At 52.8% G+C, this 19,237-nt stretch carries 19 protein-coding genes; 13 read left to right on the top strand and 6 right to left on the bottom strand.

The window, feature by feature from the left end:
* Window positions 1-4 precede the first annotated feature (4 nt).
* Genes ACO064_RS20255 through ACO064_RS20245 form a run of 3 tightly spaced genes read right to left on the bottom strand, consistent with a single transcriptional unit; the run spans window position 5 to window position 2,723 of the window.
* Window positions 5-904 (bottom strand): class I SAM-dependent methyltransferase, encoded by a 900-nt coding sequence (locus tag ACO064_RS20255; protein WP_421829045.1) that lies wholly within the window; start codon window positions 902-904, stop codon window positions 5-7.
* Window positions 901-2,001: a glycosyltransferase gene (locus ACO064_RS20250; RefSeq protein WP_421829044.1), complete on the bottom strand. Its 1,101-nt coding sequence runs from the start codon at window positions 1,999-2,001 to the stop codon at window positions 901-903. Before ACO064_RS20250 ends, ACO064_RS20255 begins: the two co-directional genes overlap by 4 nt.
* Complete coding sequence (locus tag ACO064_RS20245) at window positions 1,998-2,723, bottom strand: class I SAM-dependent methyltransferase (RefSeq protein ID WP_114405314.1); 726 nt, start codon at window positions 2,721-2,723, stop codon at window positions 1,998-2,000. The genes ACO064_RS20250 and ACO064_RS20245 overlap by 4 nt, the downstream gene beginning before the upstream one ends.
* A gap of 309 nt (window positions 2,724-3,032) precedes the next feature.
* On the opposite strand from ACO064_RS20245, the gene ACO064_RS20240 reads away from it, so the two are divergent.
* The 5 genes from ACO064_RS20240 (at window position 3,033) to ACO064_RS20220 (ending at window position 9,664) form a co-directional block, all read left to right on the top strand.
* Entirely contained in the window at window positions 3,033-3,935 is a 903-nt protein-coding gene (locus ACO064_RS20240) for a sugar transferase (protein ID WP_421829043.1), read from the top strand.
* A 256-nt stretch (window positions 3,936-4,191) separates the two neighbouring features.
* Window positions 4,192-5,292, top strand: coding sequence for an acyltransferase family protein (locus tag ACO064_RS20235; protein ID WP_421829042.1), 1,101 nt, complete (start codon window positions 4,192-4,194; stop codon window positions 5,290-5,292).
* 66 nt (window positions 5,293-5,358) lie between these two features.
* The gene (locus ACO064_RS20230) at window positions 5,359-8,226 is read left to right on the top strand and encodes a M16 family metallopeptidase (protein ID WP_421829041.1); all 2,868 of its coding nucleotides are present in this window, start codon (window positions 5,359-5,361) and stop codon (window positions 8,224-8,226) included.
* A gap of 81 nt (window positions 8,227-8,307) precedes the next feature.
* Complete coding sequence (locus ACO064_RS20225) at window positions 8,308-9,126, top strand: DUF6597 domain-containing transcriptional factor (RefSeq protein WP_421829040.1); 819 nt, start codon at window positions 8,308-8,310, stop codon at window positions 9,124-9,126.
* Window positions 9,127-9,223: 97 nt separating this feature from the next.
* The gene (locus ACO064_RS20220) at window positions 9,224-9,664 is read left to right on the top strand and encodes an ester cyclase (protein WP_421829039.1); all 441 of its coding nucleotides are present in this window, start codon (window positions 9,224-9,226) and stop codon (window positions 9,662-9,664) included.
* 87 nt (window positions 9,665-9,751) lie between these two features.
* Here the strand turns inward: ACO064_RS20220 and ACO064_RS20215 are convergent, their stop codons facing one another.
* Window positions 9,752-10,930: a CPBP family intramembrane glutamic endopeptidase gene (locus ACO064_RS20215; RefSeq protein ID WP_421829038.1), complete on the bottom strand. Its 1,179-nt coding sequence runs from the start codon at window positions 10,928-10,930 to the stop codon at window positions 9,752-9,754.
* Between the two features lie 230 nt (window positions 10,931-11,160).
* Here ACO064_RS20215 and ACO064_RS20210 point away from each other — a divergent pair, with 230 nt between their 5' ends.
* Both ACO064_RS20210 and ACO064_RS20205 read left to right on the top strand, forming a co-directional pair.
* Complete coding sequence (locus ACO064_RS20210) at window positions 11,161-12,237, top strand: hypothetical protein (RefSeq protein WP_421829037.1); 1,077 nt, start codon at window positions 11,161-11,163, stop codon at window positions 12,235-12,237.
* Between the two features lie 12 nt (window positions 12,238-12,249).
* Complete coding sequence (locus ACO064_RS20205; RefSeq protein WP_421829036.1) at window positions 12,250-13,746, top strand: MBOAT family O-acyltransferase; 1,497 nt, start codon at window positions 12,250-12,252, stop codon at window positions 13,744-13,746.
* A 159-nt stretch (window positions 13,747-13,905) separates the two neighbouring features.
* On the opposite strand, the gene ACO064_RS20200 is transcribed toward ACO064_RS20205, so the two are convergent.
* A complete protein-coding gene (locus ACO064_RS20200; protein WP_421829035.1) occupies window positions 13,906-14,265 on the bottom strand; it encodes a winged helix-turn-helix transcriptional regulator in 360 nt (119 codons plus the stop codon).
* Window positions 14,266-14,334: 69 nt separating this feature from the next.
* The gene (locus tag ACO064_RS20195; RefSeq protein ID WP_421829034.1) at window positions 14,335-14,694 is read right to left on the bottom strand and encodes a VOC family protein; all 360 of its coding nucleotides are present in this window, start codon (window positions 14,692-14,694) and stop codon (window positions 14,335-14,337) included.
* A 91-nt stretch (window positions 14,695-14,785) separates the two neighbouring features.
* Here ACO064_RS20195 and ACO064_RS20190 point away from each other — a divergent pair, with 91 nt between their 5' ends.
* From ACO064_RS20190 to ACO064_RS20165, 6 genes are all read left to right on the top strand, one after another.
* The gene (locus tag ACO064_RS20190; protein ID WP_421829033.1) at window positions 14,786-15,925 is read left to right on the top strand and encodes an amidohydrolase; all 1,140 of its coding nucleotides are present in this window, start codon (window positions 14,786-14,788) and stop codon (window positions 15,923-15,925) included.
* Window positions 15,926-16,120: 195 nt separating this feature from the next.
* Window positions 16,121-16,999 carry a c-type cytochrome gene (locus ACO064_RS20185; RefSeq protein ID WP_421829032.1) on the top strand — a complete coding sequence of 293 codons (879 nt, stop codon included), beginning with the start codon at window positions 16,121-16,123 and terminating at the stop codon, window positions 16,997-16,999.
* 62 nt (window positions 17,000-17,061) lie between these two features.
* Window positions 17,062-17,598, top strand: a complete 537-nt coding sequence (locus ACO064_RS20180) for a DinB family protein (RefSeq protein ID WP_421829031.1) — start codon at window positions 17,062-17,064, stop codon at window positions 17,596-17,598.
* 121 nt (window positions 17,599-17,719) lie between these two features.
* Window positions 17,720-18,439 carry a glucosamine-6-phosphate deaminase gene (locus tag ACO064_RS20175; RefSeq protein WP_421829030.1) on the top strand — a complete coding sequence of 240 codons (720 nt, stop codon included), beginning with the start codon at window positions 17,720-17,722 and terminating at the stop codon, window positions 18,437-18,439.
* 39 nt (window positions 18,440-18,478) lie between these two features.
* A complete protein-coding gene (locus tag ACO064_RS20170; protein ID WP_421829028.1) occupies window positions 18,479-18,727 on the top strand; it encodes a UPF0175 family protein in 249 nt (82 codons plus the stop codon).
* Window positions 18,724-19,209 carry a DUF3368 domain-containing protein gene (locus tag ACO064_RS20165; protein ID WP_421829027.1) on the top strand — a complete coding sequence of 162 codons (486 nt, stop codon included), beginning with the start codon at window positions 18,724-18,726 and terminating at the stop codon, window positions 19,207-19,209. The genes ACO064_RS20170 and ACO064_RS20165 overlap by 4 nt, the downstream gene beginning before the upstream one ends.
* Window positions 19,210-19,237: the final 28 nt, after the last annotated feature.

The raw sequence follows: 19,237 nt of genomic DNA, 5'->3' as shown, positions 1-19,237 counted from the left end.
TTGGTTACGCTCCCTTTCGATAAATGGCCACCACCGTGGCCCCGTCGGACATGATCGGCAGGCGTTTGGCCACAAACCGGGTCGATTTATACAATATTGATGCAAACAGATTCCGGCCCAGGTGTTTTTCCAGCCACAGGCGGTAGCCGAGACTCCGGTGCGTGATGGATGCGGGTTCATTTCGGATTTCAACAACTTTTAGCCCCATCAACTCACCGGCATATTTCAACGAAACCGGGTCCCAGAGCAGGGTGTGGTGGGGCGGCAGATTCAGCGTGTGATACGGATCTTCCCGGAAATAATACGAGGCATTATTCGGAACGCCAATGGCCAGCAAACCGCCCGGTTTGACGCACTGAGCCGCCTGCCGAAAGAAATCACCGACGTTGTTGACGTGCTCGAAAACCTGAAATGCGCAGACGACATCGTACTGTTTTTCATGCTGTTGCGCATGAATCTTCAAATCTTCGTTGATGATGTTGACCCCGATTTTCTGGCCGTACGCAATCGCGTCATCGTTCAGTTCCAGCCCCAAACCGTTCGCTCCTTTTTCGGGCAGTCGTTTCAGAAAGTAGCCGTTGCCGCTGCCAATTTCCAGCACCCGGTCGCCCGACTTCAGGTGTTGAAACACCAGCTCATGCTCCCACTTCCACGGACTGTAATAGCCTTTGTAATGTTTACCCAGATCGGCGTAAAAATCCGCGTCGCCCGCCAGCGAAAACGGGTAATAAAACCGCAGTTTCGACTGATTGCATTCATAAATCATCACCTCATCCATCCCGGAAAAATACCGGCTGACGTCCATCCCGAACTGATCGCGATACCGTTGTTCGATGGTGCGGGCGTTCAGGCTCCGAACGGGCGAAACCGCGGGCGAGTTGGTGAGCGGTGAGCGTACGGTCATAGTTCCAATAAGCGGTTTAATTCCTGAATGCGGTCACGCATTTCGTATTCATTGATCATTTTCTGCCGGGCATTCCGCCCCAGTTCACCGGCCAGTTTCGGCTCCTCCAGCAACTGAACCATGTACTTTGCCATAGTCTGATAATCGCCTTCTTCGACCAGAAAACCAGTCACGCCGTGCTCAACGGCTTCTTTGATGCCAGCGTGGCGGGTGCTGACAATCGGCAAACCGGCCGCCGAGGCTTCCAGAACGGTATTAGGCGTTCCTTCCGAATCACCGTTCACCGGATTGACCATCGAATGCTGGGCGAAAAGCCGGGCCTTTTTGTGCCATTCCGCAATTTCCGCAGCGGTTTTGACACCGACCAACTGAACGGCGTATTTCAACTGCAACTCGTCGACCAGCTTCTTACAGGCTTCGAACAATTCACCCCCGCCGATCATCACCAGCTTGGCATCCGGATGCCGGTCCAGTACTTTATCAAACGCCCGAATGGTGAGTTGTGGCGCTTTTTTGGCCGTAAACCGTCCGACGGTTACCAGCAGTTTTTCTGCTTTTTCCGGCTCGGCACCGGCGAATAAGTTCGTTTCAACGCCATACGGATTTCGGTGAACTTTCTGAGAGTCAGCCCCTAGCCGGACGAGTTGTTCCACCATATCGTTGGAAACCGCCACAATCGCCTTGGCCTGCGCAAAGAGCTGGCGGTATGGCGTTTCAAGCTTTCTGAGCGTCTCTTTCTCGACCGCATCGAAGCCGTGAAAATGCACGACCAGCGGCACATTTGCCCGTTTACAAGCGACCATCACGTTGCAAGCCGTCGGGCCGTATTCTGCCAGCAACACATCCGGGCGGTTTTCCTTTAAAAACCGGGTTAGAAAATGGGTGTAAAACGCCGGGTAGAATGCAGACAAAGCTCGTTTTACACCCACCCGAATCGGCTCGGCCAGCGGCATCCGGATAATCGTGTCGCCGTCCTGCGTGCGATACGGTCGCCAGCCGCCGGAGAGCGTCAGTTCGGGCTTTAAATACGCGATATGGTTGTGAATAAAAGTCTCCGAATAGCTGTTTTTGTTCGGATAGGCAATGCAGATTTTCATAGCTTCCGGCCGACGACCAAATACGTACACGCGTCCTTGTCCTTCGTTTCCTGGGATGTCGTTTTGTCAAACAGGCTGATCGATGCCTGCATGATGAGCGCAAACGGTGGCCACAGCCAGCGCGGTATTTTGAACAGAAAACCGTCCTGAAACAGTTGCAAACCCATTGCCGAGCGTCCGATAATGCCCCGAAATGAGACGATTTCAAAACCGTTGCGGGCCACAATTTTCTGCAATCCGGCGGAAGTCCAGCGCCAGTAATCCGTGGGGTCGGGATGATACATCCAGTAACCGTGTGTGGTCAGCAGCAGCAAACCGCCCGGTTTCAGAATCCGGCACGCTTCCTGCAAATAGCCTTCGGGATCTTCGACGTGTTCGAGCACCTGTGTCGACAACACCACATCCACCTGCGCGTCGTCCATGCCGATGCGGCTGTCGGAACCGATGTAGACATCGGCGTGCGGGTTCCAGTCAAGGTCGATACCGATGTACTGCACCTGTTCGGGCGGAAAAAGCGACACGTAAGGTTTGGTTCCGCAGCCGTAATCGGCCAGTTTGATGCGACCGGTTTTCGTCAGCGGATCGATGAACGTGGTTCTGGCATACTGCACCAACTCCCTGAGTTTGATCAGATAATACCGCCGGGGATTGGTCAGTGGAGGTTTAATCCGGTAATGCTCAGACGGATCGTCCGGCATCGCTTCAGCGCGGATTGTTGTCATAATGAAATAGAAACGTCGTGGTGCGGCCCGGTTTGAACGGAAATCGGCTGATTTTCAGAAATACCCAACAAATCAGCCCTGACACGCATACGATTTGTGGTGCGTATTGGCATTGTAAACACAAAGAAAGCAGAGACGATGCAAATAATTAAGTAATCTTGTAATTAGTTTACGGTATTCGGTTTTCTGTTTACGGTGGCTGGCGCAAGATAGCTACACATACTTGATCGTGCGTTTAAAAGCATGCGTCAGCCACCGTAAACTGACTACCGAATACCGTAAACCGAATACCGTAAACCGTAAACCGTAATGCCCCTCGCCCCCATCGTTTTATTTTGTTATAACCGTGTCGATCATCTGCGGGAAACGATTACCTATCTGGCTAAAAACCCATTAGCCAGAGAAAGTATCCTTTATATTTTTTCAGACGGGCCAAAAACGAATCCGGCGGTTGAGAAAGAGGACGCAGAGCGGGTTGAAAAAGTCCGTTCCTATTTGCCGACGATTGAAGGCTTTGCGGATGTTCGCATCAAGGAAGCGCCCACGAATCAGGGCCTGGCGAACTCCGTAATCCGGGGCGTTTCGGAGGTGATTGAGCAACATGGCCGCGTGATTGTCATGGAAGATGACATTATTTGCACGACCGATTTCCTCGATTTTCAGAATGCAGCGCTGGATTTTTATGAACATCACCCGCTGGTTTTTTCGATTTCCGGTTATTTATATCCGTTTACGATTCCACCCGGTTATTCCGACGATGTTCTGCTGTTGCCGCGCGCGTCGTCGCTCGGCTGGTCGACCTGGAAAGACCGCTGGGAACTGGCCGATTGGTCGGTGGCCGACTACGCCCATTTCGTCCAGGATTCGAAAGCCCGGCAGGCTTTTTCGGCCAGTGGCAGCGACCTGATTCCGATGTTTGCCAAGCAGCAGAAAGGCTTGATCAGTTCCTGGGCCATCCGCTGGAGTTACACGCATTTCAGGCAAAAGCGGTATTGTCTGTATCCGATCCGGTCGAAAGTCGAACACATTGGCTACGACGCCGGCACCAACTTTGGCCGGTTCAGCCGGTTTCAGAACACGGCGCTTCACGAAGGCAACATCAGGCTAACAGCGGATGTTCAGGTTGACCCGGAGGTGGTTCAAAACCTCAAACGACATTTCAAACCGAGTTTGCTGCGGCAGATGATCAACCGGTATAAATACGGTATTTGATGATTTTAAAACTTTCGCTTTCTGCCCCTAAATCCCCTGAAGGGGACTTGGACGCAGCTTAATCCGGATGCTGAAAGTCCCCTTCAGGGGATTTAGGGGCAGAAAGCGAAAGTGTAACGGAATTATCAGACATAATTCCTATATTTTTATCCCGTTAAAAAATCGTCGTATCCATCCATTCCAGCTCCCGTAGCGACTCATGCAACAAACGACTACTTCACCCACAAACCACCCGAACCGGGACACGCTCCGGTCCGTGAGCACCTCGCGGCGGCTGTCCCTCGACACCTTCCGGGGCATCACCGTTGCGGCCATGATTTTGGTCAACAATCCCGGCGACTGGGGCCACATCTACGCTCCGCTGGGCCATGCCCACTGGCACGGCTGGACGCCCACCGACCTGATTTTCCCGTTTTTCCTCTTCATTGTCGGCGTATCGATTTCGTATGCGTTGCAGCAGAAAGACCGGGCCGGGCTGGCAGGCAAAATTGTGAAACGAAGTCTGATCCTGTTTAGCCTGGGCCTGTTTCTGAACCTGTTTCCGAAATTTGATTTCACGACCGTTCGAATTCCGGGCGTTTTGCAGCGAATTGCGCTGGTGTATCTGGCCTGTTCGCTGATTTACATCAAAACCGACACCCGAACGCAGGGCTGGCTGGTCGGGATTTTGCTCGTCGGCTACTGGCTATTGATGTCGTTCGTTCCCGTGCCGGACTTTGGCCCGGCCAATCTGGACGCCGAAACCAACCTCGGCGCGTGGCTCGACCGGACTTTGCTGGGCGGACACCTCTGGAAAACCGCCAAAATCTGGGACCCCGAAGGACTGCTCAGCACCCTGCCTGCCGTGGCCACCGGCCTGTCCGGAATTCTGGCCGGAACGCTCCTGAAATCCAGCCGCCCGGAAGCAGAAAAAGCCGTCTGGCTGTTCGTGGCGGGTTGTTTTTCCTTGCTGGGTGCCTACATCTGGAACGGTTTTTTTCCGATCAACAAATCCCTCTGGACCAGCTCGTTCGTGTTGCTCACCTCCGGTTTGGCGTTGCAGGGACTGGCCTTGTGCTACTGGCTGATCGACGTGCAGGGCTATAAAAAATGGACCAAACCGTTCGTGGCCTTTGGCGTCAATGCCATCACGGTTTTCTTTCTCTCCGGCCTGATTCCGCGCATTTTGAACATGATCAAAGTTCAGCAACCCGATGGCTCGGAAATCGGCGCGAAGGAGTGGCTGTACCAGACGTTTTTTGTGCCGTATTTCGAAAGTCCCTACAATGCGTCGCTGGCCGGGGCGCTAACCTTTGTGTTGATCTGGTTCGGGATTCTGGGCTGGATGTATCAACAAAAAATCATTATTAAAGTATAAATAATGCCGCTAATTTTGAGTTAACACAGCAGACACGTGATCCGCCGTGTTTTCAAAACCGACCTAATGAACAAGATTCTTGCAACCGGCCTTGCCATTTCTCTGTTGGTAACCGGTGCGACTGCCCAGCAACCCGCCAAAACCAATGCCAAAAAAGCCGCCGTTCCTTCCAAATCAGCCGTCTCGGCGGGAATCCCTGCTGAACTCAAACAGCCCATTCCGTTCGATCCGGACGTTAAAGTGGGGAAATTGCCGAATGGAATTACGTATTACATCCGCAAAAATGCCGAGCCCAAAAACCGGGCCGAACTGCGGTTAGCGATCAATGCCGGATCGATTCTGGAAACGGACGACCAGCAGGGACTCGCTCACTTCATGGAACACATGGCGTTCAACGGCACCAAGAATTTTCCCAAAAACGAGCTGGTGAGCTTCCTGCAATCGTCGGGCGTCCGGTTTGGGGCCGATCTGAATGCGTCGACCGGTTTTGACGAGACGGTGTATCAACTGCCCGTTCCGACCGACTCGGTACGGCTTTTTGAGCGCGCGTTTCAGATTCTGGAAGACTGGGCGCACAACGTGACGATGGACCCGGCCGAAATTGAAAAAGAACGGGGGGTGATTCTGGAAGAAGCCCGGTCGGGGCGCGGGGCCGGTCAGCGGATGCGCGAGAAGTATTTCCCGCTGATTCTCAACAACTCCCGCTACGCCAGCCGGTTACCTATCGGCAAAGACGACATCATCAAAACCTTCAAACCCGAAGTGCTGCAACGGTTTTACAAAGACTGGTACCGCCCGGATTTGATGGCTGTTGTGGCCGTGGGCGACTTCGATGTGGATCAGGTTGAAGGAATGATCAAGGAAAAATTTGGACGGATTCCGGCGGCAACGAACCCGAAACCGCGTCCGCAGTACCCGGTTCCGCCCCATAAAGACACCAAAATCGCCATCGTGACCGATCCTGAACAACCGAACACGATGGTGCAGATTATGTATAAACGACCCGAAATCAAGGAGAAAACCCTGTATGACATCCGCGAAGCGGTGAAGCGGGTGTTGTTCAACTCCATGATCGGAAACCGCATCAATGAACTGACGCAACAGGCCGACCCGCCGTTTCTGGGCGGTTATAGCAACTACGGCGGTTTTCTGGGCGATCAGGACGCCTTCAGTTCATACGTGATTGCCAAAGACGGAAACGTGGCGCGGGCCGTTACGGCCATTCTGGACGAAAACGCCCGCGTCGATCGCTTCGGATTTACGGAAACGGAACTGGATCGCGCCAAAAAACAGTATCTGAAAGCCGTCGACCGCATTTACCGGGAACGCGACAAAACCCGCTCGACGAGCTACGTCAGCGAATATGTCGAGAACTTCCTGAAAGGCGACATTCCGGTCAGCATCTCGTTCTACAACGATTTTCTGAAAAAATACCTCGGTGGAATCACCGTTGGCGACGTCAACAACCTGGCGAAACAGTTCATTACGACCGAAAACCGGGCCGTGGTTATCATGGCGCCCGAAAAAGACAAAGCCAAACTCCCGACCGAAAAACAGGTGTTGGCCCTGATCGACAATGCCGGTAAAAACCTGACGGCGTATGTCGACAAAACGATGGACAAACCGCTGTTGCCAACGCTGCCCGTAGGCGGTCCGGTGACGAGCGAGAAGGAAATCAAGGACATCAATGTGACCGAGTGGACGCTCCGCAATGGCGTAAAAGTGGTGTTGAAACCGACGGATTTCAAAAACGATCAGATCATTTTTTCGGCCAACAGTCCAGGCGGAACGTCTCTCTACCCCGACAAGGATTTTGAATCGGCGCGGTTTGCCTCCACGCTGACGCACATGAGCGGTATTGGCGAGTATAACCAGATTCAGTTGGGCAAATACCTGACCGGAAAAACCGTTAGCGTGTCGCCCTACATCGGTGAAACGACCGAAGGCATCAGCGGCAGCACCACGCCCGACGACATGGAAACCGCCCTGCAACTGGTTTATGCCTACTTTACGGCCTCGCGCCAGGATCCCGACGTGATCAAGGGCTTTTTGTCGAACCAGCGGAGCTTTCTGCAAAACCAGTTGGCCACTCCCACGCCCCAGAAGGTTTTTCAGGATACGGTTCAGTCGTTGCTGGGAGCCTACAACTACCGCCGGTTGCCACTGACCCCCGACCGGCTGGACAAAGTGGACGTCAACCGGGCCGGTGCGATTTACAAAGAACGGTTTGCCGACGCCAGCGACTTCACGTTCTTCTTCGTCGGTAATTTCAAAGAAAAAGACATTAAACCGCTGATTGAGAAATATTTAGGCGGTTTACCGTCTACCAACCGCAAGGAAACCTACCGCGATCTGGGCATCCGGATTCCGGCCGGAAAGATCGAAAAATCCGTTACCAAGGGGCTGGAGCCGCGAAGCACCGTGCAGTTGATTTTCAGCGGTGATTTTGTCTGGAATGCCGATAACACCACCCAGGTCGATGCGCTGGCTGAAGTACTGGAGATCAAACTGACCGAAACGCTGCGGGAAGAAGAAAGCGGAGTCTATGGCGTGGGCGTCAACGGAGCCTATGCCAAAATCCCGGCCCAACGGTATACGTTCCGCGTCGGTTTCAGTTGCGCCCCCGAAAACGTCGATAAACTGATTGCGCGAACCCTGGCCGAAATCGAAAAACTGAAGCAGAACGGTGCTGATTCCAAAGACATCGACAAATTCAAAGCCGAAACCCGGCGCGAAACGGAAGTTCAGTTGAAGCAGAACAATTTCTGGCTGGGCTATCTGTCCAACCAGTATTTCAACCAGGACGACCCGAACGAAATCCTGCGGGAAGCGGAATTTCTGAAACAGGTGACCCCCGAAAGCACGAAACAGGCTGCCAATCAGTATTTTGGCAAGAATTTCATCAAGCTGTTGCTGTTGCCGGAGCGAAAGTAGGGCCCGACCTACCTTTCGCTAAATCGTTGGGCCGCTTTGCCGGAAAAAAAGCATAACTTGCTTTACCTCCCTGCACGTCTCATGCTGTATCAGAAGTATCAACCGGCTCCCCATCTGCGCCCGTTTGTCGAGTGCTACTACGTTTGGGAAAACGGGCTATCGCTGGCCCAGCCCATGACGGTCGAGTCGCCCCCGAACGGCTACGGCTCGCTGGTGTTCAATTACGGCGATCCGTACCGGCTTCAAACGCAGAAAAACGGAACGAAAGTGGTGCCGGCTTCCTTCCTGAGCGGGCAGTCGACCCGTAGCTACCAATTGCAGTTGCAGGGGCAGATCGGCATGATCGGGGCGGTTTTTCGTCCGGCGGGCCTGAACAGTCTGTTTGGGTTGCCGATGTATGAATTTGCCGATGAACGCATCGATCTGACCGCCGTTCTGGGCGACGGCATCCGAACCGTTCAGGAACGCATAGTCGAGTCCAACAGTGCCGTGGGTCGGATTCGGCTGCTGGAAGCCTTCCTGAGCAACCAGATGACCCGCACCAATGCCGTAACCGACCGTACGGATTATGTTGCCAACCTGATCGTAGACCAGCGGGGCATCATCAATATCAATGAGTTAATGAACGAGCTGTATGTTTGCCGACGACAGTTTGAACGAAAATTCCTGACCAAAGTCGGGGTGAGTCCGAAATATTACGCCCGCATCCGGCGCATCAGTTACTTATGTGCTCAACTGGCCAGCAAACACTGGAACGTGGACGACTGGCACGACGTCATTTACCGTGCGGGGTATTACGACCAGTCGCATTTCATCCGTGAGTTTACCGGCTTTACGGGCCGGATTCCATCACTTTACGTACGGGATAACGTCGAGCTGGCGAATTTTCTCAAATCGTGAGCGCCGGTTTGTGCGCCTTTTGCAAAATGTCGCATTTATACAATAAAGCCGCCCGGGGGTCAGGTACTTTTGGTGTATCATATAACCACGATTTTTCATGAAAACGACACAAACGGACTCCCTGACCGACCTGACTCGCAAAGGCACCAGTATTGAATTTTTCTCGGCCTATCAGGAACGGGATATTGAACGGATGATGGCCCTCTTCGACCCCGCCGGCGAATTCTGGCTCATGCCGCTCGGCCCCGATCCGCAGGGAACCATCGGCGACTTAGGCCGGAATTTCTGGACGGGCGTCATCGGCGCTTTCCCGGACATCGATAACACCGTCGATAAAGTGACGGCCGACGGCGACAGAATCATTTGCAACGTGACGCTGTTCGGAACCCAAACCGCTGATTTTGCCGGTATTACGAACAAAGGACTGCATTTCAACAGCGACCATATTTTCATTTTCCGCTTCAACGAAGACGATAAGATCGTTGCGGTGGCCATCGACTGGGATCACGCCAGCTTCCAGCAGCAATTGGGTGTATAGTTTTTTTTCAGAGACAAGAGAGGATAGACAAGAGAGTAAAGACTAGTGCTGAGAAAACAGTCTTTACTCTCTTGTCTAAATCGCTCCTCACTTCAGCGTTTCCAGACTGAACAAAAACTCCGACGAATTGACGAGCGTGTGAACCAGGGCCGCGTAAAAGACATTTTTCGTTTTCATATACGTGTAGCCGTAGCCCCAACCGGCGATGCTGGCCAGGCCCACAAAGACCAGCGAACCCGCGTGAAAATGAACCAGGCCGAAAAAGATACTCGTGATGGCCAGGGCCGTATACGGGCCATTCAACCCGATCGATTTCTTCTCAATCCAGTAAGCGGCCAGAAATAAAAGAACCGTGATCAGAACCGGAACCCACAGCAGGGCCGCGTGCATCAGATAGCCGGTGAGCAGCGAGAGCAGCAGAAAAACCGCAAATCCCCACGTCCAATACGTCTTCCAGACTCCGGATTCCGTTATTTTCCGGGCCAGCATATTCTGCAAAATGCCCCGTAGAAAGAGTTCTTCGAACAAAGCCGTACCAAAAAAAATCCGCACCATTTCGCCAACGGCCAGTGGAATCAACGCCATCGAAAGTGGTTCGTAGCCGTCGGTTTTCAGAAAACCGCTGACAGTCGCAATCAAGGCGGTTAAAGCAATGAAAGCCAGCCAAACCCCGAGGGCGGTTTTAAGATAACGCCAGTTGAACGTCGGGAAAAACCCGATGTCGGGCAGCTTTCGGACGGTGCCGAAACCGTAGACCGCCGTCAGAATCAGCACAAACCGCAACACATTGCTGAAGCCCGCACCGTTGAAAGGCAGGTTGGTTTTCACGCCGAAAGAAATGGACGTGGCCGGAATCAGAAAGAGAAAATAAACCGCAAAATCCGTCCATTTGATCGATTGGGACTTTTTCAGGTAGGCGAAAAACCCGAGGACCGGAAACAGCAGATAAAAAGGAAAGAGCGCAGCCGACCCCTTGAACGGCGAATGTCCGTGAAATCCCAGATAGGAATACAGAACAATAATCAGCAGCACCGGAAAAACCACCGCCCGCTCCAGGCCGGTGTCTACGCTCCGTTCAAGTCGCTCAGAAATGCCCGGTTGGCCCAGGGTGAAAGTCAGGAAATACAAGACAATGAAATACGGACTCGCCAGCAGGAGTTCGGCGGGTGGAAGTTGCCCATTGAAAAAAAGGAAAAGCACAAATAAGGCCGCTGTCAACAGCCCGCCCGTCCGTATTTCGCCCGCATACCCCGTCGTCTTTTTCATCATCAGTCGATTTGTTCCAGATAACTACGAAAAGAAAATCAGATGGACTATTGGCGGAGGCAAAAAACCGTAAAAAGGCCTTATTATCCTCAAAAACATCATTTTTAGGACAAAATCTGGTGAGATTCTTCGATGTTCGACCAATTAATAAATAACCCACCGGTTTCAAATTCCTCTTTTTGTAAATTATACCGAACAAACTGATACACAACACGATAACCTTCACACAAATGACCCCACTTCTGAAATCGAGCCTATTGACGCTGGCGCTGGTTCTGACGTTTGTCGTTGGCTGGGAATGGTACTGGCGCAGTCAGAACCTCGGACTTTCCTACAACGACGACGAAAGTCTGTGGGCGCACACCCGGAAAGAGATTTACCGGAGCAGTCCATCGAGGCCGGTGATCATTGGCTCGTCGCGCGTCAAGTTCGACCTCGATCTGGCAACCTGGGAAGCCACAACCGGCGAAAAACCGATCCAACTCGCGTTGGTTGGTACGGCACCCCGGCCTTTGCTGACGGATCTGGCCAATGATCCAAACTTCAAAGGAACACTCATCATTGGCGTTACCGAAGGCCTTTTTTTCGCACCCGACGGTTCTTTTCCCGAACGGGAGGCCACAAAACGGGTTAACTTTTACCCCCGGTGGTCGCTTTCCCAGCAGATCAGTTTCCACATCAACCGGGTGCTGGAACCCTGGCTGTATTTTCTGGATGAAGAACGGCTGGCCCTGCGCCCCCTGCTGACCGACCTACCGGTTCCGCCCCGGCCCGGCACCTGGGGTGGGCCAAAATTCCCAAAAGAATTTTCGATCATCCAGTTCGACCGGCAGGATGTCATGACGGATGCGATGGTGGCCGATACCGCCATTCAGAACAAAGTGAAAGCAGTTTGGCTGGACATTGGTGCCCACAGCCCGAAACAAACCATGCCGGATGCGATGGTTACGGGCATTATGAACTCCGTCAAGAAGTCGGTAGACCAGATCTGGGCGCGGGGTGGTCAGGTGGTTTTTGTCCGGATGCCTTCGGACGGCCCGTTCTACGAAATCGAAAAGATGAGCCACCCACGGGAAAAATACTGGGATCGGCTGCTGGCGCATACCCAAACGCCCGGTATCTATTTTGCGGATTACCCGGCATTGTCCAAATACCGATGCCCGGAATGGTCGCACCTGGCCCCGAAAGATGCGGCCACGTTCACGCAGGATTTCATCCCGATTCTGAAGCAGAAAACCGGCTGGCCCATCACAATCCGTTCTACCCATAAGCCCACCCTTACGGCTTCCCTTCCTCCCCACCCATAGCTCAAAACGATCATGGTTTTTAACTCCTACAGTTTCGCCCTCTTCTTCGTTCTGCTGCTGGTGCTGCACAACCTACCTCTGCCCTGGAAGGCAAAAAAGATCAACTTACTGCTGGCCAGTTACTTATTTTACGCCCTCTGGAATCCCCCGTTCATTCTGCTGCTCTGGCTTTCGACGGTGGTGGATTTTTACATGGCCCGGCTGATTGCCCGCGAACAACGGTCTGCGCCCCGTAAACTTCTCCTGACCGTCAGCCTATTGCTGAATCTGGGCATGTTGAGCTACTTCAAATACGGCGGTTTTTTGCTGGAAAACTTCACGGCTTTGCTGTCGGCGATGGGCATTGCCTTCCAGGCGGCCAAACCCGATATAATCCTACCCGTCGGCATTTCCTTCTACACCTTCGTGACGCTTTCCTATACACTGGACGTGTACCGCCGGAAAGCTGAACCCGAACCGTCTTTTCTGAATTTTGCGCTGTTTGTTACGTTTTTTCCGCACCTGGTTGCGGGGCCGATTGTCCGGCCCGAAGACCTGATTCCGCAGTTCAAGGAACCCCACCGCGCCACGAGTCAACAGATGACGTGGGGACTTTTTCTGCTGTCGCTCGGCCTGTTCATGAAAGTGGTCGTTGCCGATACGCTGCTGGCCGATTCGGCCGATACCATTTTTGGCGTCCCTTTTCCGGTGCAGCCACTCGATGCCTGGATGGGTGTGATGGCGTTTTCGGGGCAGATTTTCTGTGATTTTGCGGGTTATTCGACCTGCGCCATCGGCATTTCGCTGTGTCTGGGATTCGTGCTGCCCGACAATTTCCGGTATCCCTACGCATCCATCGGTTTTTCGGATTTCTGGCGTCGGTGGCACATCACGCTCTCAACCTGGCTGCGCGACTACCTGTACATTCCGCTGGGTGGAAACCGCAAAGGCGCTGCCCGGACCTATATCAACCTAATGATCACGATGTTGCTGGGTGGCTTGTGGCACGGAGCATCCTGGAACTTTGTGATCTGGGGCGGTTTGCACGGTGTTTTTCTGTGTGCCGAACGACTGATTCGGGATTGGTCCGGCAAGCGGCAGCGGAATTTTGCCGGACAAAACCATTCCGACCAGGTGCTGACCGGAACCGTTGCGCAGGCATCGATGCTGCCAGTTTCGCTGGGCGGAAAGGTCGGCAATTTTGGGCTGGCGTTGCTAACGCTTTTTCTGGTCGACATCACCTGGGTGTTTTTCCGGGCGCCCGACTTTGGCAGCGCGATGAAGATTCTGCTGTGTATGTTCGGCGTGATTCCCGACGGCCCGGCCCTGCTCACTTCGCTCGACATCCTGAAAGTCAGTTCGGTAACGGTTATATTGATCGGTTGCCACTGGTTTATGCGCAATTCGTCGCTGGTGAAACTCGGGGCGCGACTCCCGTGGTGGCTGCTCAGCCTCGTCTGGGCAATCATGCTGATTTTACTGATTCTGACTCAGAAAAGCAGCAACTCGTTTATATACTTTCAATTCTAATGACTTGTCCTTAAAGGGCAGGGCTGTTGATTTTGCCCCCCAGCCCCCTAAAGGGGGAGCCTGGAGCGCGAGAAAACTCCCCTTTAGGGGGCTGGGGGGCAAAAGCCGAAGAACCTAACAGCCTGGCCTTTTGGCGAACGGGGCAAAATGGGGCTTTCTTCACCGGGACTGAATACGCGCCCGGTGTTGGATACCCCATTCCGCCATCGCCTGGATGACGCCGTCTAATGAATTGCTGTATTCCGTCAATTCGTATTCGACCAAAACCGGGGTCTGGGGGTAAACATGGCGCACGACAAACTCGTTTTGCTCCAGTTCCTTCAGCTCTTTCGAGAGCAATTTGGGCGTGATGCCTTCCACCCGCCGTTGCAGGTCCTTGAACCGCGACGGGCCTTCGGACAAGGCAATGATGATGGGTAATTTCCATTTGCCATTGAGCACGTAAAGCGCATCCCGCACCCCGGCTAAACTGCGGGTGCAGGCACTTTTGGTATGAATGACTTCTTTCTGCTTGACCATAACCACATCCGGGACTGTTCAGAAAAACCGGTATCTTTTCGATAGCAAAGGTAGGGATTTTACAGGTAGCTACTCATCCGCAAATTGCAACAGCTCGATGCGGTTATCAAACGGATCGTGGAAGAAAAACCGCTGCCGACCGTCGATCTCCGACGAATAAGTGATCGCGATGCCGTGGTTTTCCAACTGCTGTTTGGCTTCGTCCAGATTCGCAATTTCAAAAGCCGGATGCCGTTTGGAATAGGGCCCGGCGGCTTCTTCGCGAAAATGCAGTTCAATACCGGCAATCGAAAACCAGAGCGCACCACCGGGGTGTTCCCCCGGAACTTCTTTCAGGCCCAGCACATCGCCATAAAATGTTCTCGCTTCTTCTTTTTTTCCTTCCGGAATGGAAATCAGGATGTGATCTAACCGCTTGAAATGAATCATCGTATTTTTAAGGATTGGGGTGCAACCTACTGCAAATTTCGCTTACTTTTATTGGTTCCCAATTTGGTTGTAAAAATCCATCCCTGCGCCCATGCCTTCAGAAAAGTCTGCTGCTTTTGTTGAATTCAGACAGGAACTGCACCGTTTTCCGGAGCTTTCCGGGCGGGAATTTGAAACCCGGCGACGAATTCAGGAATTTGTCAGCCAGTTCAACCCGATTAGCCTGGTCGACGTCGGAAAAACCGGGCTTCTGCTGCAGTACGGAACGGATTCGACCGGGCCGGTCACCCTGATCCGGGCAGACATCGACGCGCTGCCGATTCAGGAAGTCAACGAGTTTGACCACCAATCCCGCACCGAAGGGGTTTCCCACAAGTGTGGCCACGACGGACACGCGGCCATTCTGACCCGGCTGGCGGCTCATCTGGCCGAAAAACCGTCGCTGAAAGGCCGGGTTTATTTACTTTTTCAACCCGCTGAAGAAACCGGTGAAGGTGCCAAAGCCGTTCTGCACGATCCCGCCTTTGCCGCAATTCGCCCCGACCGGGTGTTTGCCCTCCACAATTTGCCCGGTTTTAGTTTGGGCACCATCGTGTGCAAATCCGGCCCGTTTACGTCCGCCGTTCAAAGCCTGATCGTGACGTTTACCGGCAAAGTATCGCATTCGGCAGAACCCGAAAAAGGCATCAATCCGGCGTATCTGATGGCGGATTTTATTCTGAAAACCAGGCAGTTGACCCACCCCGACAGCCGATCCGAAGACTTTGCGCTGATCACACCGGTTTATACCACACTGGGCGAAAAATCGTACGGTATCTCGGCGGGCTACGGCGAAGTGCATCTGACGCTTCGCACCCGGACGAGCCAGAACATGGAACGGCTGACCAAGCAATTGCTCAGCGTCCTGTCGATCCTCAGCGTCGGAACCGGTGTTGACATAGAAACCGCCATCACGGAAGTGTTTTATGCCAGCCAAAACGATCCCGATGCGTTTGAGCAGGTCAAAACCAGCGCATTGACATTGGGGTATTCGTTCGTGGAAAAACAGGAACCGTTTAAATGGGGCGAAGATTTTGGCCTGTTTACACAGCATTACCAGGGCGCCATGTTCGGGATCGGCGCGGGCGAAAACACCCCGGCTCTGCACAACGACGACTACGATTTCAACGACGACCTGATCGAACCAGCCGCCCGGATGTTTTTGGAATTGATTGACCTGCAGCACAAATAGGTTTAACGTAAACTGTAACCGAATAATCAATTAAAAAGCCTCTTTCTACCACTTGCTCAATACTTGTGGGTACTAAAACCCATTCGATTCTAACTTATTGTCAGATAACGCTTTTCGGTCAGTACAGAAAGGCCGGTTTTTCGAAAACCGGGGTTATGGATTACGCTACTCACGCCCTTTTAACGCACAAGTATCATGGTCAGGAAAGTATTCAAATGGCTCGGCATCGTCCTTGGTGCTGTGGTGGTTTTACTGCTGGTTTTTTACGCGGTCGTCTATTTCCAGACTGAGTCGCGCGCCAACAAGGTGTATGATGTCAACTTGCAGTCGCTCACGCTTCCGAACGACACGGCTTCGTACGCGCTGGGCAAGCACATTGCCGGTATTCGGGGTTGCGCGGAATGCCATGGTGCCGATTTTAGTGGCCAGGCTTTTTTCGATGCCAGCACGCCCATCGCTATTTTGTATTCGTCTAACCTAACCAGCGGCAAGGGCGGAATTTCTTACACCGATCAGGATTGGGTTCGTGCCTTGCGGCATGGGTTGGGAAAAGACAACAAAACGTTGTGGTTTATGCCGGCACCGGAAGTCAGTGCCCCGCTGTCGAACCGGGATATGGGGGCGTTGATTTATTTCCTGAAAAGCCAGCCACCCGTCGATAAAACCCATCCGGCCAAAGAAGTGAAACCATTGGGGAGGTTTTTAGCTTTTACCGGCGATCTGCCGCTTTTTCCGGCTGAAGTGATTGACCACGCGGCCCAACCAGCCGAAAATGTACCGGCCGCGGTGGATGCCGTCTACGGAAAATACCTGGCCGCTACCTGCTCCGGATGCCACGGCCCCGGTTTCAAAGGTGGCCCCGGCCACGGTCCCGGCGAACCGCATATCGCCGACCTGACCCAAACGGGCAAAGTCGGAAAATGGACATCGGACAATTTTGTTACCGCCATCCGGACGGGTAAAACACCGGATGGGCGCGTGCTCAACGATTTTATGCCCTGGAAGTATTTCGCCACCGTGTATACCGACGACGAACTGAAGGCGATTTATTTGTACCTGCACGACCTGAAGTAACGGTCGAGAACCACGGCGTTTTTGTTCCTTTCACTGACCCTTAATCGTAAACCCGAAACCGCATGGCTCTCGAAGAACTTCTCCAGTCGGTCGGAACCGCCCGAAACCGCTACATCCAGTATGTACAGCAACTGACGGAGGAACAGACGCAGTGGAAACCCGACCCGGAAACGTGGAGCGTGGTGGAAAACACCGAGCATTTGTATTGGGCCGAGCACGGCGGCATCTGGGGCATGTGGAAAATTTTGCAGGCCAAACGAGATGGAAAACCGCCCGTTTACGCAGGAGAACTCATCCACCGGGGGCTGTCGATCGAAGAGATCATCGCGCGAACCTGGCAGCCGAAAGAGAAAGTGCCGCCCATTGCTGCGCCCCGCATGGGTGGTTCCGTGGCCTTCTGGCTGGCGGCACTGGAAAGTCTGCAACTGCCGTTAACGAAGCTGAGTCAGGAGTTGGCCAACGAAGATTTTGAAGCGATTATTCACCCGCACCCGATTTCAGGACCGCTGGATATCGGGCAGCGGTTTGAATTTCTGCGGTTTCATATCGACCGGCACCGGAATCAGGTGGCCGATTTGCGGACGATGCTGGCGGTTTAGTGAATGAAAAAAGGCGGGTTGGGTGCCAGAATGGATGCTTTTCGGAAATAGATTTTGAGTCCTTTGCAGGGAAATAGACCGCTTCGCCGTATTTTAGCGGCCAAACTGCTAAACCCCGCTCATGAACTTCCAGATTTTCGCCGACTACGAAACGCTTTCCCGTCATACTGCCCAACACATTGCCGACTTACTGAACCGCAAACCCGATGCCCTGATTTGTGCCGCTTCCGGCGACACGCCCGTGGGCACCTACCGGGCGCTGGTTCAACTGGTGAAAGAAGGAAAAACCAGCGTCGACCGCTGCACGTTTGTAGGCCTGGATGAATGGGTTGGTTTAGGACCGGAAAGTGAAGGAAGTTGCGCGAATTACCTCCAGCGCGAACTCTTCGGCCCGCTCAACATTCCTTCTAATCAATACCGCCTGTTCGACGCCAAAGCCGCAGATCTGGAAGCCGAGTGTGCGTCGATGACGCAATTTGTCGATGATCGGGGCGGTTTTGACCTGATTCTGGTAGGCGTTGGTCTGAACGGTCACATTGCGCTGAACGAACCCGGAACACCCTTTACGCTGAAAGCCCACGTCTCCGAACTGGCCGAAACGACCATTAGCGTCGGGCAAAAATACTTCTCTACTCCCACACCCCTGACGCTGGGCGTCACCACCGGCCTGCAACAATTGATGGACGCCCGGGAAGCCATTCTGATTGCCAGCGGCAGCAAAAAAGCGCCGGTGATCAAAACCGCCCTGGAAGGCCCTGTAACGGAAGAATTTCCGGCCAGCATCATGCAAACGCATCCGAAGGGGTATGTTTGGGTGGATCGGGACGCGGCTGGGAAGTAATATGGGTAGAAATTGTTATCTTCGTAAAAAAGCAAAATTATGCTGCTAGCGATCGAAGACAATCTGGTTCAGGGATTTACGGAACAGGAACTCCGCACGGAATTGGCAATTGGACTGTATCAGCAACAAAAAGTGACGCTTTTGCAGGCAACGAAAGTGGCAGGTGTTTCACTGACAGAATTTGCGCTCATACTCCGCTCGCGGGACATTGTGGTTGATTATGGGTACGATGAGACCGAGTTTGCTAAAGACATCGAAACCATGAATCGGCTTTTTCCTCAATCATGATTGTCGTTAGTGATGCTTCACCGATTGTGGCTTTCTTTGAATTGCAATTACTGGAGTTACTTCCTACTTTATTTAAGGAAGTAACCGTACCCGAGGCAGTTTACCAGGAGTTGTTAACACTTGCTCCGTATTATGAAACGTTAGCCCCAATTACAGAAGCTACATGGCTCCGCATTATTCCGGTAATTGATAAAAATCAGGTTGAGCGGTTATGCGAATCCATTGATGCCGGTGAAGCAGAAGCCATTATTTTATATCGACAAGTAAATGCCGATTTACTGCTAATCGATGAGCGGGCGGGTAGATTAGTCGCTAAAGAAATGGAAATTGAAGCCATTGGCACTTTGGGTATTTTAAGACAGGCTAAATTGAAAGGTTTGATCTCTGAATTAAAACCAGCTATTGAACACTTGCGAGGGCGTCTTAAATTTCGTTTGTCAGACTCTCTGATTCAACAAGTTTTGAAGAGTGTTGGCGAATAACATGCCAAATAAAATTACGAAGAAATCA

This window comes from Larkinella sp., from assembly GCF_965227735.1.
Classification (GTDB): domain Bacteria; phylum Bacteroidota; class Bacteroidia; order Cytophagales; family Spirosomataceae; genus Larkinella.
Note: the sequence above shows the minus strand (reverse complement) of the source record. Positions and strands in the feature narration are given on the sequence as shown.

Coding starts and splice junctions, on each gene's coding strand:
- ACO064_RS20225 (WP_421829040.1), top strand. CDS start 8,308: ATGCTGTATCAGAAGTATCAACCGGCTCCCCATCTGCGCCCGTTTGTC.
- ACO064_RS20230 (WP_421829041.1), top strand. CDS start 5,359: ATGAACAAGATTCTTGCAACCGGCCTTGCCATTTCTCTGTTGGTAACC.
- ACO064_RS20195 (WP_421829034.1), bottom strand. CDS start 14,694: ATGATTCATTTCAAGCGGTTAGATCACATCCTGATTTCCATTCCGGAA.
- ACO064_RS20200 (WP_421829035.1), bottom strand. CDS start 14,265: ATGGTCAAGCAGAAAGAAGTCATTCATACCAAAAGTGCCTGCACCCGC.
- ACO064_RS20170 (WP_421829028.1), top strand. CDS start 18,479: ATGCTGCTAGCGATCGAAGACAATCTGGTTCAGGGATTTACGGAACAG.
- ACO064_RS20165 (WP_421829027.1), top strand. CDS start 18,724: ATGATTGTCGTTAGTGATGCTTCACCGATTGTGGCTTTCTTTGAATTG.
- ACO064_RS20175 (WP_421829030.1), top strand. CDS start 17,720: ATGAACTTCCAGATTTTCGCCGACTACGAAACGCTTTCCCGTCATACT.
- ACO064_RS20240 (WP_421829043.1), top strand. CDS start 3,033: ATGCCCCTCGCCCCCATCGTTTTATTTTGTTATAACCGTGTCGATCAT.
- ACO064_RS20215 (WP_421829038.1), bottom strand. CDS start 10,930: ATGAAAAAGACGACGGGGTATGCGGGCGAAATACGGACGGGCGGGCTG.
- ACO064_RS20255 (WP_421829045.1), bottom strand. CDS start 904: ATGACCGTACGCTCACCGCTCACCAACTCGCCCGCGGTTTCGCCCGTT.
- ACO064_RS20190 (WP_421829033.1), top strand. CDS start 14,786: ATGCCTTCAGAAAAGTCTGCTGCTTTTGTTGAATTCAGACAGGAACTG.
- ACO064_RS20210 (WP_421829037.1), top strand. CDS start 11,161: ATGACCCCACTTCTGAAATCGAGCCTATTGACGCTGGCGCTGGTTCTG.
- ACO064_RS20205 (WP_421829036.1), top strand. CDS start 12,250: ATGGTTTTTAACTCCTACAGTTTCGCCCTCTTCTTCGTTCTGCTGCTG.
- ACO064_RS20250 (WP_421829044.1), bottom strand. CDS start 2,001: ATGAAAATCTGCATTGCCTATCCGAACAAAAACAGCTATTCGGAGACT.
- ACO064_RS20245 (WP_114405314.1), bottom strand. CDS start 2,723: ATGACAACAATCCGCGCTGAAGCGATGCCGGACGATCCGTCTGAGCAT.
- ACO064_RS20180 (WP_421829031.1), top strand. CDS start 17,062: ATGGCTCTCGAAGAACTTCTCCAGTCGGTCGGAACCGCCCGAAACCGC.
- ACO064_RS20220 (WP_421829039.1), top strand. CDS start 9,224: ATGAAAACGACACAAACGGACTCCCTGACCGACCTGACTCGCAAAGGC.
- ACO064_RS20185 (WP_421829032.1), top strand. CDS start 16,121: ATGGTCAGGAAAGTATTCAAATGGCTCGGCATCGTCCTTGGTGCTGTG.